At 65.9% G+C, this 13,242-nt stretch carries 8 protein-coding genes; 1 reads left to right on the top strand and 7 read right to left on the bottom strand.

The features are described 5' to 3' along the window. Positions 1–89 precede the first annotated feature (89 nt). The gene (locus OKW76_RS04430) at positions 90–1,133 is read left to right on the top strand and encodes a sigma 54-interacting transcriptional regulator (RefSeq protein WP_265551486.1); all 1,044 of its coding nucleotides are present in this window, start codon (positions 90–92) and stop codon (positions 1,131–1,133) included. Between the two features lie 15 nt (positions 1,134–1,148). Here the strand turns inward: OKW76_RS04430 and OKW76_RS04435 are convergent, their stop codons facing one another. The 7 genes from OKW76_RS04435 to OKW76_RS04465 are packed head-to-tail and all read right to left on the bottom strand — an operon-like array spanning position 1,149 to position 13,239. Further along, a complete protein-coding gene (locus OKW76_RS04435; RefSeq protein ID WP_265551487.1) occupies positions 1,149–1,541 on the bottom strand; it encodes a hypothetical protein in 393 nt (130 codons plus the stop codon). A gap of 11 nt (positions 1,542–1,552) precedes the next feature. Continuing rightward, entirely contained in the window at positions 1,553–5,623 is a 4,071-nt protein-coding gene (locus OKW76_RS04440) for a DNA/RNA non-specific endonuclease (RefSeq protein WP_265551489.1), read from the bottom strand. Beyond that, positions 5,580–7,709, bottom strand: a complete 2,130-nt coding sequence (locus OKW76_RS04445; protein ID WP_265551491.1) for an ATP-binding protein — start codon at positions 7,707–7,709, stop codon at positions 5,580–5,582. The genes OKW76_RS04440 and OKW76_RS04445 overlap by 44 nt, the downstream gene beginning before the upstream one ends. Continuing rightward, positions 7,702–9,702, bottom strand: a complete 2,001-nt coding sequence (locus OKW76_RS04450) for a hypothetical protein (protein WP_265551493.1) — start codon at positions 9,700–9,702, stop codon at positions 7,702–7,704. Before OKW76_RS04450 ends, OKW76_RS04445 begins: the two co-directional genes overlap by 8 nt. Then, positions 9,699–10,250 carry a hypothetical protein gene (locus OKW76_RS04455; RefSeq protein ID WP_265551495.1) on the bottom strand — a complete coding sequence of 184 codons (552 nt, stop codon included), beginning with the start codon at positions 10,248–10,250 and terminating at the stop codon, positions 9,699–9,701. The genes OKW76_RS04450 and OKW76_RS04455 overlap by 4 nt, the downstream gene beginning before the upstream one ends. Next, a complete protein-coding gene (locus OKW76_RS04460) occupies positions 10,247–11,422 on the bottom strand; it encodes a hypothetical protein (protein ID WP_265551497.1) in 1,176 nt (391 codons plus the stop codon). Before OKW76_RS04460 ends, OKW76_RS04455 begins: the two co-directional genes overlap by 4 nt. Beyond that, positions 11,419–13,239, bottom strand: coding sequence for a hypothetical protein (locus tag OKW76_RS04465; RefSeq protein ID WP_265551499.1), 1,821 nt, complete (start codon positions 13,237–13,239; stop codon positions 11,419–11,421). The genes OKW76_RS04460 and OKW76_RS04465 overlap by 4 nt, the downstream gene beginning before the upstream one ends. Between the last annotated feature and the right edge of the window lie 3 nt (positions 13,240–13,242).

The following is a 13,242-nucleotide window of genomic DNA, read 5'->3' on the forward strand; positions in this document are numbered from 1 at the left end:
TCTCGCTCAGTCGATGTTTTATCTTGACTATCCGGGACACCCCAAATGCCTGTTACTGAATATCAATATCGGCATGACACGGCTCGTCGATGAAGCCGGAGATCGTGCACGCGAGCGATTCGCAGCGCGCGCTTTTGAAGCGCCTCGACCGAGTCGCACCCACCGACGCGGAGATATTGATCTCGGGACCGTCGGGTGTGGGCAAGGAGCTTTTTGCCGCTTATGTCCACGCCGCCAGCCATCGCCGTGACCAGCCGTTCGTCGCGGTCAATTGCGCCAATCTCTCCGAAGACATGCTCGAGAACGAGATTTTCGGCCACGCGCGGGGCGCGTTCACCGGTGCCCAATCGAGCGCCCACGGCATCGCTGCCGCCGCCGATGGCGGGACCCTGTTCCTCGATGAGATCGACGCGTTGCCTCTACCCTGCCAGGCCAAGATCCTGCGTTTTGCCCAGCTGCGCGAATATCGACGCCTCGGTGAGACCTTCGTTCGGCGTAGCGACGTCCGCCTGATCGCCGCAAGTAACGTCGATCTGCTCGCGCGCGTCCGTGCGGGGCTGTTCCGCGAGGATCTCTATTTCCGGCTTCGCGTCGTACCGGTCGACGTCCTGCCGCTCGTCGACCGTCCCGAGGACATCCCGGTCCTGCTCGCCCATTTCGTCGCGAAATATGCACGCGACTATAACGTACCACCGATCGAGCTTTCACCCGAAGCCGAGCATCATCTTCATCGCTATCCGTGGCCGGGAAATGTCCGCGAGCTTGAAAACTGCGTCCGCTGTCTCACCTGCCTCCGGCTCGAACGGCCGGCGCTGGTGGGCGATCTGCCGCTGCTGCGCTTCTCCCCCACCGACGGCCCGGAGGTCGCGCCCGCGGCCAATGGCCGCACCGCGTGGCTGACCGAGGAGCTCGATACGCCATGGGGACGGGTCGAGGCCGAATTCAACGGGCTGCCGCTCAAGGAAGCAAAGTCGAAGATCGTCGAGGGTTTCGAGCGCATCTATCTCGACAGCGCGCTCCAAGCGGCAAGCGGCAATGTCGCCGAAGCGGCCCGGCGCAGCGGCAAGCACCGCCGCGCCTTTTTCGAGCTGATGCGCCGCTACGGTGTGCAGGCGGACGATTACCGGGGCTGAGCGTGAGTGCGGGCGCTATGCGGGGCGTAGGCTCTCGCGCATCGTCTCGATGTTCGCCGGTGTCACGTTCCAGCGGGCGGGGTCGTCATATTCATACTGCAGCCGGATCTTCATGTCCGGCTTCGCGATCTGGACGAGGCACGCCTTCCAGCGCTTGGCGTTCAGGCCCTCCATCTGATCGGCGAGGCTGACGAACTTCAATAGCGTTTCGACTGGAACTAGCGATGCCGGCAGAACGGAGCCGTCCGGATAATATTTGAACCCATGGGTCACCAGCGCGCCTTCGATCTTCAGTACCAGCGAGATTCCTGACCAGCCGTCGTCGGCGAACTCGCCCGCGGAGAGCAGTCCCGTGCCGATCTCGGCGATCAGCTGAGCAGTAGCTTCGAACGTGAATTCAGCAGTCATTACCGTTCCTCTCAGGGCGTGGTGGCCGCCACACGGGCAGCAATGTCGCTCGTCGTCAGCCTTGTAAACGTCTGGCCCGCCTGATTGAGGAATGTAACGGTTTGATTGAATATCGGCGTACCCGCGGCGGTGAAGGTCCGATAGGTCACCTGGATCGCGCTCGGGCGCCCGGCGGCAGCGCCGACTAGATTCACCGTCATGCGGACCGTCGCACCGGCGCCGATCCACGCTGCGATCTCGTTCTCCAGCACGCTGAAAACCGGATGGTTCAGCTTCTCGGCTTGCGGGAACATGTTCAGGCGGTTCTGGTCGCTCAAGAAGCGATGGGCGATGATATGCCCGCCTTGGTCTCCGGCCAACGGCGCAACGGCCGACTGCGCCGCATCTTCCGCCGGACTCCTCTTCAACAATGTCCCTACATGGCTCAGCGTCGCCTCGGCACTTTCCACTGCGCCGCTCGTGCCGATATGGAAGGTGGCGGTATTGGCGCCGAACCTGCGCGTGATATCGAGCGTTTCGTTGAGCGCTTTCGCCGAATAGGAGGCAGCCGTCGCCGCGATCGCCAGCGGATCGCGCACCAGCCCAACCCCGCGGGCAAAGGCAACATAGCCCGCGACATTGATCGTCCTGACGAGACGGTCGGCGCCCATGTCAGCGACCATCTGCACCACCGCGCCGACCTTCACCTTGCGCAACAGCTTGCCGATATCGCGCCTGCTGAGCCCGCGCGCCAATTCGGCCAGATTGTGCGTGCCGATACCCGTCGTCGCGCTGGACAGCTCGCGAAGTACCGGCATCGTCAGCTCGTCGGCCAGCTCCTTCAGCGTCTTGGCGCCCAGGTCGCGGACCAGCTCGCCGGCCGCGCGCCCGCTAAGGCCCGTCGCCGCATCGAGCAGCGTACGCATCCCGGCGACGGTGAACTCGTCGGTCATGGCCTTGACCGCAGCCGCATCGAGCACCCCGGTCAGTTCGCGGAGCGCGGGGACGCCGACCGCGTCCACCAACTGCTTGAACGCCGGTGGCCCGAATTCCTTCGTCAACTCGCCGGCCATTCGCCCGGTGACGCCCGTCGCGGCATCGAGCAGGATGCGCATTCCGGCGGGCGTAAATTCGGTCGTCATCTCCTTCAGCGCTTTGGTGGTGAGCACGCCGGTCAGTTCGCGGAGCGCGGGAACGCCGACCGCATCGACCAATTCCTTGAACGCCTTGGCCCCGAATTCCTGGGTTAGCTCCCCGGCCAGTTTCGCCGTGATGCCCGTGGCGACGTCGAGCAAGGTCTTCAACCCCGGCAGGGTGAATTGCCCTACCAGGTCCTTCAGCCCAGTCGCGCCGACGACCCCGACCAGTTCCTTGACGGTGGCGGCCGTGAGCGCGTCGATCGCTTCCTTCAGCGTCTTTTCGCCGAGCTCGGCGGCAAGGTCGCGCAGTACCCTCGCGGTAAAAGTATCGACCGCCGCCTTGAGCCCGGCCGCGCCGAATTCCTTCGCCAGCCTGGCGGTGGCCTCGGCGCCGATTTCGGAAACAAGCTCCTTGAGACCCTTCTCGCCCAGACCCTCGACCAGCTCGCGGAAGCCCTTGGCGCCCAGTTTCTCGGTCAGCTCCTTGACCGCCTCCGCGCCCAAATCCTTGACCAACCGTTCGACGACTTCCATCCCGCCGCGTTCCGCGAATTCCTGGAGCAGTTCGCGGGTAATCTTCTCACCCAGTTCCTTCATCAGCGCCTTGGCACCCTTGCCGAAGGCCTTGGCGATATCGCCCACCAGGGGAATGATGCCGAGCAGCGCCAGGCCGATCATCAGCGCGTTCAGCCAGCCATAGCCCTCGCCCATGACGACGGGCTTCCAGAATCCCCATTTGAAGATGTCGCGAACGTCACCATAGACCAGCACGCCGGCGACGATATCGGCGATGAAGACAATGGCGCCGGCGCCCCATGCCTCGGGGAAGACCGCCTCGCCCCAGATGAATCCCCACAGGATGTTGACGATCGTCTTGCCGATCCAGACGATGAAGTCCCCGATGGCGCCGAGGATCGTGCCGATGACGTCGACCAGCCAGTCCCACAGCTTTTCGTACCAGGACTTGAGCGCCTCGGTGATCGCGTCCTGATAAACTTGCCTCAATCTGTAGACTGCGCCATTGTGGGTAGCGGTCATCTTGAATTCGGTCTGGTCGATATTCTCGACAGCAGTCATGTAGGCGGCATCGAGCGCGTTGGTGATGGTGAGCGCCGTGTCGCACAGATCGATCCCGACCTGTGCTGAGACAGTATCAACCTGCCCCTGCGCCAGCGCCACAGCATCGGCCTGTACCAATGTGACATTCGCCATGAAGGTTTCGGCGGTGGTGGCGAATGCCTCGACCTCCACGGTGAAGCTACTCGACGCGGTCGTTGCCGATGTCGCCACGCGGCTCTCGAAATCGGCCGCCGCGCCGTCGCTGGCCGAGGTGAAGTCGGCTTGTGCCCCTGTCGCGCGGCTCGTCCATGCGGCCGTGATCGATCCAAAGATGCGCTCGAGCGCGGGCCGCGCGTCTTCGGGGTCGAAGATACCGCCGCTTTCCGTCTTGAGCGCACCGATTTCATCGAGCATCGCCTGCTCGATCATGCCGAGTTCGTTGGTGGTGTCGTCGGCGGCGGTCCCGATCGCTATCGTATGCGAATCTAGCGCCGCCGTGAGGTCCTGCTGGGCGATGAGCCGCGCTTCCTCGACCGAGATATTGAAGCTGGTCACGGCTGCCTCAATCTCGGTTCCGGCATCCGTCACGGCTTGCGCGAGATCACTGGCGAGCAGCGCGGTCTTGTCCGCCAGATCGGCTTTCAGCTTGTCGCGTTCGGCCTCGAGCGCGGTCGTCGAGCGCTCCCAGACCGCGGTCAGCTGAACATTATTGGGCGGAACCTCGCTGCGCCAGGTAGCGGCGGCATCGCGCGCGAATGCCTCGATCGCCTTCGCGGTTTCCTCTGCGCCAGTCTCAAAACGCGTCACGGCTTCGGCGCAGGCGCCCGAAACGGCCTCCCAGACATCGTCGCCGTCTTCGTGGGTCCGATACGGCGCATAGGCCTCGTCGCGAAGCTCGCGCGCCTTGTCGATCCGCGCCTGAACCGAGGCACGAACCGCCGCCGCCCGCGCCGCGCCATAAGCGAGGATGTCATTCGCCTTCGCCTCGATCGCTGCCGCGACATTGTCCGCTTCGAGCACATAAGCAGCCTCGAACACGAGCAGCGCATCGTCGATCATCGCGTCGAATATGGCCGCGCAACTATCATGCTGTTCGCCCATCTGGCCGAGGCGATCGGTGGTCTCCGTATTGATCGCCGCCATTGTCGAATCGGCGTCGGCGCGGACCTGGGCAATGGCGGTCAGCGCGCTGGCGTCGATCGCGGCGGCGATCTTCGCGCCGCGGCCAATCGCATCGAGCACCGCTTGCTGCGCCGAGTCTGCGATCCCCTTGCGCAGCGACTGCGCGTTGCTCTGAACGATCTGCGTAAGGGCCGCGGCATTGTCGGCATAGACGGGTAACGGGCTGCCACTCTTGGGCAGCACCGGCAGCGGCAACAGGCCCGCTATGTCGAAGCCGCCGGTGGTAGTCGAGGACAGGGCGTCGCCCTGCGCGCCCGCTCCGCGCTCGCCGCCGCCCGCGTCGGCCGGTTCGAATGTAGCCAAGGCAGTGTCGGCGGCATCCCCCTGCCCCGACCCGGAGTCCTTGGCGCCGGCGGTATCTGCGCCGCTTGCGGCTTTATCGCCTACGGAATCGTTCGCCGGCACCTCGGGAACCAGCGCCTCATCGGTCGGATAGCTGACGCCGAGGATCGAGATCGCATCGCCTGCATTGTCCGTGTCGTTCGCGGGGGGCTCGTTCGTCGATGTGAGGCTCGCTTCCTCACCCGCGCTCCGTGCCACGATTGCGGCGTTGCCGAGCCCTTGTTGCTGCGTTGCCGTATCGCTGGAAATCTCCGAGTCGGGTGTGCAGGTATAAGTGATGTCGAGAAGGCCCAGCGGATCGGAGGTCTTTACCGCCGTTTGCGAGCCCCCGCCCATATCAGCAGCGTGCCCGGGCGACGCTGAGCCCATCGTATCGGGCACCGCCTGCCATCAGCCTCGCCTCCTTGCGGAACTGTCGCTCGATCGCATCGGCGATATGGTCGGCGCGGATGTGCGGGCTGCCCTCGGCGGCGGCGAGCAAGGCCGCCATCCGCGCGGCGATGGCGATTGCGCCGCCGGTCAGATCCAGCTCGGCAAACCGCGCGAAATCGAACCCCGGCTCGACCGGCGCCGCCGCGAAAGCGAGCTGCCACAGCCGCTCCCGCTCGGCGCGCGCCGGACGAGGGAAGTGGAGCGAAACCTGGAAGCGGCGGGTGAACGCCTGATCCATCTCGTCACGGAGGTTCGATGCCAGGATGACGAGCCGACCGGAAAAGCCCTCCAGCCGCTGGAGCAGATAGCTGACTTCGAGGTTCGCATAGCGATCGGTGCCGCTGCGCACCTCGCCACGCTTGCCGAACAGCGCATCGGCCTCATCGAAGAAGAGCGCCGCGTGGCTCTGCTCGGCATGATCAAACACCTCTTCGAGATTCTTCTCGGTTTCTCCCACCCATTTCGAGACGACCTGCGATAGATCGACCTTGAGCAATTGCAGCCCCGCGCTCTCGGCAATCGCTTCCGCCGCCAGTGTCTTGCCGGTACCCGGATCGCCGGTGAACAGCGCCTTGATCGAGCCCTCACTTCCCAGCAGCCGCCCGAACCCCCAGGCACTATCGACCCTTCCGGCATGGGCCACGAGCGTCGCGATCTCGCTGACCTGGTCGTGCAGCCCGGCGGGCAGGATCAGATCGCGCAAGGTGCGGCGCGGCGCATGGACGCTGATCGATGCGCCGACGCGCGGCGTCGCCACCAGCCGGCAAGCCTGTTCGAGCGCCTCGCCGAAATCCGGAACGGTTCCGTTGGTGCGGCTGCGCACATCGGCGGTCGCGATCCGCAACGCCGCCTTGCGCTCGCTCCAGCCGAACCGGAAGCGCTCCGACAGCGGACCTGCGCGTTCGGGGGCGAGGGACCCGAGCGTTTCCCGCCAGCAATCACCGCTGTCTTCGGGGGTCAGCCACATATCGGCATAGGGCCGCGCACCGATCAGCGCGACAGGGCGCCACGGCGTTCGGCCGGTAAGGACGATGCGTTGTTGCAGAGCCGCGAGCACGCCGATCAGCGTTTCGCCATTCAAACCCGCGCTGATCAGCCGCCGGGTGTCGATCCAGAGCACTGCATTGCACGCAGCCGCAGCCAGGGCCTCTCGCCGCAGCTTCACCTCCCAATTGGCTTCGCGACCCGCCGCCAGCGACCGATAGACGCCGAAGCCCGCCTGCGCGGCGAGCACGATTACCGCATCGTCGTGGCGACCAGGATCGCTGCCCCAAATACCGATTACAGCATCGAATGCATCGAGCAGGCGCCGCGCCTGAGGCGGGGGACACGCGTCCCCGGCGATTGGCGCCGCGGACATCAAAAGCTGCGGGTCGGCAAGCGGTACCGGCGGGCATGCGGTTCCGCCCAACAACCACTCCACCAACCCTGGAGCAGGTTGCAAGACAGTGCGCATTTCGCATGCGAGCGGGTCCGCGGTGGCTAGCAGCCCAAGCCGCCGCAACAGTCCCCCCGCGCCCAGCCGCAGCCGCCGCGCGCCTTCCGAAAGGCCGCCATCGCGAGTCAGGTGGAGAACCAGTTCGACCGACGGCGCGAGCCGAGTGAGGTCGTCGAGCAAATAGCCGTAAAGCCGCTCATAGGCGGTATCGATCTGGGGCGCCGCGGCGATCAGCAACGCGGCGACATCGAACGGGTCGAGATCGGCTTCGCACCGCAGGCGTGCGAGCGGTTGGGTGGCGGAGGCGTCGGCCAGTAAGCGTTCCTCGACGGAGGCCTCTCGTGCATCCAACGCGATTGGCGGCAAGCGGGCATGACCGGTCGCGACCAGCGCCTCGACCTCGGCAACCAGCAGGTCGGCGTGATGCGGGGATATCCCGTTCGTGCTGGTCAGGTCACCGCGCAGTCGCCGCGCCCGCTCGTGCCGCACCCGCACCGCTGCTGCAATCGTTCGGTTGAGCGCACGCAACCACAAGTGAAAATGCGTGGTGGCGATTTGCGAACGGCTGGTCGCGGGCGTCGCCACGGCGTCAGCCACAGCTGAAGCTGACGATGCGCCCAGGCCACCAGGGCACATCATGGATCGTGTCAAGCAGCCCGGCGTCGCGAAGATTTGTGAAGCGGCTGCCTAGCGGTAGCGAGACCGTGACCTCTCTGGAGGTGACATCGAGCGTGGCGGAGAGATCTCCGAATCGCTCAACCGCGAGCAAGGGATCGGGATCGACCCAGGCGGCAGGATTTCGCCCGAACAGGATCCAGGCGATATCCGCGAGTGCAAAGCCCGCCAGCAGCGACGCGGTGCGGTCGAAGTCCTGCGCATCCGCCGTTTGCGCTGTCTCAGCGAGCACCGGCCGTTCAGCGGTCAGACCGTGCCAAACCTCTATCGCGCGTCGCGCCGCTCGGTCGGTGCCGGCCAGGCGCGGCGCAATGGTCGAGAAGCGCTGGGGCGCCATGTTGGTCATCCCCCGCCAATTTGGCGCCGCCGCGGCCCGCCAGTGCTCCCCCCGGATCGGTGCGCCAGACGCGGCGGCTGCGAGCCCCGCAGTCTCGAGCGCAGCCAGCATCATGCTACCAAGCTCGGCGACGTAGAAGACCTCGTCGACGTCACCAAACACGTCGCCAATCCGGGAGCCGTCCAGCCGGCAAAGCGGATAGAATCCCTCGCTCTCGAAGACGACGAGCTTGCCGCCATCGCCCAGCAGCAGCAGTGGCAGTCCGGCCCGATGCCCGGCGATCAGCGTTCCAGCGACAACGCCCGCCGCCATTTCGCAAATCACGCCGCAACCCCGCGCGGCCGAATGCAAACCCGCGCCGTCGAGCGGCTCGGACAGACCGGCAAGACGGGCGGCGTCACCCAATTGGGCCGCGCTCCAGCCAATCCTGGCGGGCAACCCCTGCGTGCGAAGTGCAACCGCGAAGGCCAGCGCGGCAACGCCGCGGTGATCCTGCAACGCGGCCATCGCGGTCAAGATGCCGTGCCGCGACAGGGGCTGGAGCGCGAGGAACGGCAGCGCGCTCTCGAGCTGGTAACGGCCCTCGGGAAGCGGGGTCCATTCGTGCGATCGGCGGGGCCTTGGGGTTGCCGCGGCGCGTTTCAGCGACGCGGCGCGGCGCGGTTTTGCGAGACCAACGACGCGGTTCGAAGCGGTCTCGCGAGGGTCCTCCATCGACACGTCGATCGGGCTGGCAGCCGAGAGTTTCCGGTCGGGGACGGATGACTCAGGCCTCCCGCGAACCCGGTGCGCCAATCCTTGCTGGCTGCTGCGGACCACCTGGGTGGCGGCGGCGATGGCTTGGTGCAGCCGGACGGCCGCTTCGCTATTTGCCACCTGATCGGCAGCATCCGCGGCAGCAGCGACGAGCGCATGCAGGACCTGTCGCAGGGCTTTGTCGGTCACCCCCGGCGCTCGCGGCAAGGCATCGGGGGATTCCAGACGAGCGCTATGGTCACCGGCCGCATCAGGCGCGGTGCTTTGCTGCCCGGCAAGCTCGGCCAGAATCGACTCGATCAAGACCGGGAGCGCATCATCCGAGAGCAGCGTCGACCGATATTCGAGTTGCCGGTCGCGATGCCATCCGAGCAACAGCTCAAGCAGGCTGGCGGGTGTCGCGACCGCGGGCATCGGCTGAGCCGCGCTGACGCCCGCTTTGACCTCGCACCCGGCTTCGCCCTCGCCTTCGCCTTCGCCCTCGCCTTCGCCTTCCCGCCCCCCCGAATCGATTTCCGACCGATGTGAGATCGCCTTGGCGATCGCTTCGTGCACCCGGTCCCGAAGGTGACTTCGGGCAAGCGGCGCGGCTCCAGCAAGGTCGGCGGCGGCGAGCTTCAGGTCCAGCACTAGCGCATTGGGGATCTCGGCGGGCTCCACACGGGTAAGATATGGCGCGAGCATTTGCTCGAGCATCGAAAGCACCAATGTCTGCACGCGACCGGCAAACGCACGCCCAGCCTCCGCACCCGCCCAGCCAAGCCCGCTCTCGGGCGACGCGCGTGCCTCGATGCGACAGTGGCGGATGTGGATGTCGGTCACAGCGAGGCCTTCTCGAGCCTAACCCTGCGACCGCCCTCGGCAATCAGCAGGTAATAATCCTGTCCGGTTGGCAAATTTGCGGGCGGTTTGTTCGGGAGGATCGTGTGGACGAGGGCGACCTGGGTTCCCGTCGCCGGCACATCGCCTTCCTCGGCGCGCCGGAGATCGGGATCGTCCTTGCCCGTGATGACAACCGCCACGGGGATTTGCCCCACCGCTGCGTTGACGGTCACCGTGGTGGCGGTGAGCACCGACGCCGCGGCTGCGCCCAGCGACGGCAACGCCGCGACGCGGCTACCGTCCACGACGTACGAAAGCGGGTGGGCGATCACTACTGGATCGTAGACCAGCGCCTTTACTTCGAGCAGTTCGGCGGGGACCTTGGTCGTCACCGCGGTCGCGGTGCTGCCGTTGGCGCGCGGCACGAGGACAGGCAGATCGCTGCCTGCGAGCGCCTTCACATCGGGCTGCCCGCCCGCCGGCTGCGCGACAGCAGCAAGGATATGGCCGGTCTTCTTCAGCGCCAGGACGTACATTTGCAGGCTCATGCTCCGCCTCCGCTCGTGGCGACGGCCACGAGATACGAGACCGCCCCCGGCCCGCTGACCATAGCCGCGCCGAGCACCGTCATCGGTGTACCAAAGGGCAGCGAGCACCACGCGATCCGGCACTGCACGCGCCGGTCCTCGTCGACGCGGCATTCCTGCACCAGCGCCGCATAATCGGCACCGGGAACCGGTGCAGCGGCGGGATCGATCAATGGCGCGACATGGACATGGACGGTCGCCTCGCCGGCATCGACCTGTGCCTGCGTGACCCCCGGCGGGAGCGGCAGGATCACCCCGTGGCTCGCCACCCCCGACTGGACCTGGACCGAATTGCCGGTCCGCCTTCCGGTCAGCGAACCCAAGGTGGTCAAATCGCCCTTGGCGTCGACCGTCAGCAGCGGATCGATATCCTGTCCGGATGCCTTGAAGGCGCCGAAGCGAAGTTCTGGTCCATCGTCGGTCTGGAGCAGCTGGAACACCGCGTCGCCTGCGGCGACCTCCCGCCTCGCCTGGAGCTGCACCTGTCCGCCATCACCTGCGACGACAGCGGCGTTGATGCCGATGAACGGCCGGTGCCTCGCCGCCGCATCGGCGTCGATCGCGACGAAATTGTTGGGCGCGCTGTCCCATTTCACGAAGCCGAGCAGGATCAGCCAGCTGGTGCTCCCCTCTTCCGGGGTCGGCGCGTTCGAAATGGCGGATGCGACCTGGTCGCCGGTCTCGTCGCCGGGACTGCCGAAGCTGATCTCATATGCTTCCTCGACCGCGCCGCCGCCGGTCGCCGAGCCGCACGGCCCTACTCGCGTCGGATCGGGGCCGCTCGCCCGGTACTGGCTGCGCAGGAAGACAGGATAGGCCGCGGTCTTGTCGATATTGCTGATCGACTTTCTGAACCGGTCGGGGTCGACCAACGCACGTTCGGTTACCAGCAGCTCGCGACCCTCGCCATCCACCGCTAGCCCCGGCGTAACGAACACCCGCACAAAGGCGTTGCCGCTCGTATCCTCGGCAGCTTCGGTTTCGAGGGCGAGGCCGGTGACGATCCCCCAGCGGTGGACAAAGCGGCTATGCCGTTCCTCGCGCGCGCGGGGATAGCTCGAAAGCTGTGCCAGATCGGTCGCCGCCAGGATCTGCCCCTCGGCGAAGGCGGGACGCGTTGCGTAACCGGTCACGAACCGCCTCCCAGTTTCGCTACCGTTTCGTGGAGCTTATCGAGCCTCCTCGCGAGCGCGGCATTCTCCTTTCGAAGCGCCTTCACCACCGCCAGGTTCTCGATCGCGCCATTGAGCTTGGTGGCGGTCATTTCCTTGGCCACCGCGGTGGTCACGCTGCTCGCGACGTCGCTCGACACCTTCTTCGACAGATCGTCGGTGAGCTTCGCGCCGACCGCCGCCGAGACGCTTTCGCTGAGCGAACCCACCGCATCCTTGGCTTCCACCGCGACATGATCACGCAGTTCGGCGACGACCACCTCGTGCCTGGCGTCGAGCTCTTCCTTGACGATCAAGCCCATCGCCGCACGGATCTCGGGCACTTGCGCCATGTTCATGAGGGTGGGGCGCAAGCGCGTCGCGAGCTCTTCGCCGACATCCCGGGCGCGGTAGCGCAGTGCGCTCGTGTCAATCTGGCCGACCTGCATCGCGAGGCGCGCGAGGCTTTTCGAGAAGGCGACCCCATCCATCGCCTGCGCAACACTGATTCCGATCTTTTCGAGCGCGAGGCTGGCACTCTCGTTGATCGCGGACGCCGGCCCCTTCTCTACCTTTATCGCGAAGCTATCGGTTGCCACCCCAACTGCCTTCTCGACCGGCGGCGACGGTTCAGAAGGGCGCGGCATTTGCTCGACGGTGAACAGGTCTGACAGATCGAGATCGCAGCACAGCTTCTTCAGCGCATCGCCGAGCAAATTCACCGGAAGCCAATATCGCATCGCCGCGGGCGAGAGCACGAAGGTGCGGCTCATGTTGCATACGTCGATCACGTCGCAGCCGTCGAGCTCGATACAGGCGAGCAGCAAGGCGGTGTCGTCGCACGTGCTGCACGGCGGATTCAGGGCGAGGCATGCGCAATCGATGAAATATTCGAGCAACACCCGGATGAGATCGAGCCAGTCGTCGGCTTCCTCGCGTGCCTTCTCCCCGCCTTCCGCAAACGCATCGGCGAGGTCGAGTCGGACGCCCTTCACCCGCTCGTACAGGTCGCATCGGGTGCGCGAATTCGATTGCTCGAGCCGGTTCAGCAGCCAGACCTTGAGCCCCGCAGCTACGCCGCGCAGTTCGCTGACCTCAGCCGACGTTGGCCTGGCCCCGTTGCTCGCGCCGTCGCGCTTGATGTCCATCGCCTTGTCGTAGAGTTGCCCGGCCCGCACGATCGCGAATGTCGCGGACCTCACGTCGCCAATGCAGGCAAAGACGCGGGCATAGAGGCCGGCCTGCCGCTCGGGCGTGCAGTCGCAGCGCAGCTCGAAGCCATAGCCCTCCTGGATACGGGTCGGCTCGCAACCCTGCTGCCCGCACGGGTCGCCGCTGCTATAGGGCGCGACCGGATCCGCGGGCGTCTCCTCATAAGTAAGGTAGAGACCGTACTTGCGGCGATCGCCCCCCTTGTCACACGGATCCCCGCAGTCATGCCCATCGAGCTGGCGCTTGCGCAGGTCGCGCAGCAGCGCCGCGGTGTCGAGCGTTTCTGCGCAGGGGAGGACAATATCATTGCCGCAGCAATCGAGCCCGAAGCCCGGCGCGACCACCACCTGCCCCCCGCCGCATGGGTGGCAAGTGACGCTGAGGCCGCAAACGACCCCCTCGCCGTACAGATAACGGTTATGCAGCCGGCTTTTGCCGACCACATAATCCATCATCGCCTGGAGATCGTCCTCGGTCAGCAATTGGCCGGCGAAGAAGCGGGGGCGCTTGAAGGATGTTTCGGCGCACGTGCCGAAGCCGGTGCCACAGGCCGCGCAACCGCAACCGCCTGATCTCGAAGTCGACATTCT

Source organism: Sphingomonas sp. S1-29, from assembly GCF_026167545.1.
Lineage (GTDB): Bacteria > Pseudomonadota > Alphaproteobacteria > Sphingomonadales > Sphingomonadaceae > Sphingomonas.

Coding starts and splice junctions, on each gene's coding strand:
- OKW76_RS04430 (WP_265551486.1), top strand. CDS start 90: ATGAAGCCGGAGATCGTGCACGCGAGCGATTCGCAGCGCGCGCTTTTG.
- OKW76_RS04435 (WP_265551487.1), bottom strand. CDS start 1,541: ATGACTGCTGAATTCACGTTCGAAGCTACTGCTCAGCTGATCGCCGAG.
- OKW76_RS04455 (WP_265551495.1), bottom strand. CDS start 10,250: ATGAGCCTGCAAATGTACGTCCTGGCGCTGAAGAAGACCGGCCATATC.
- OKW76_RS04465 (WP_265551499.1), bottom strand. CDS start 13,239: ATGTCGACTTCGAGATCAGGCGGTTGCGGTTGCGCGGCCTGTGGCACC.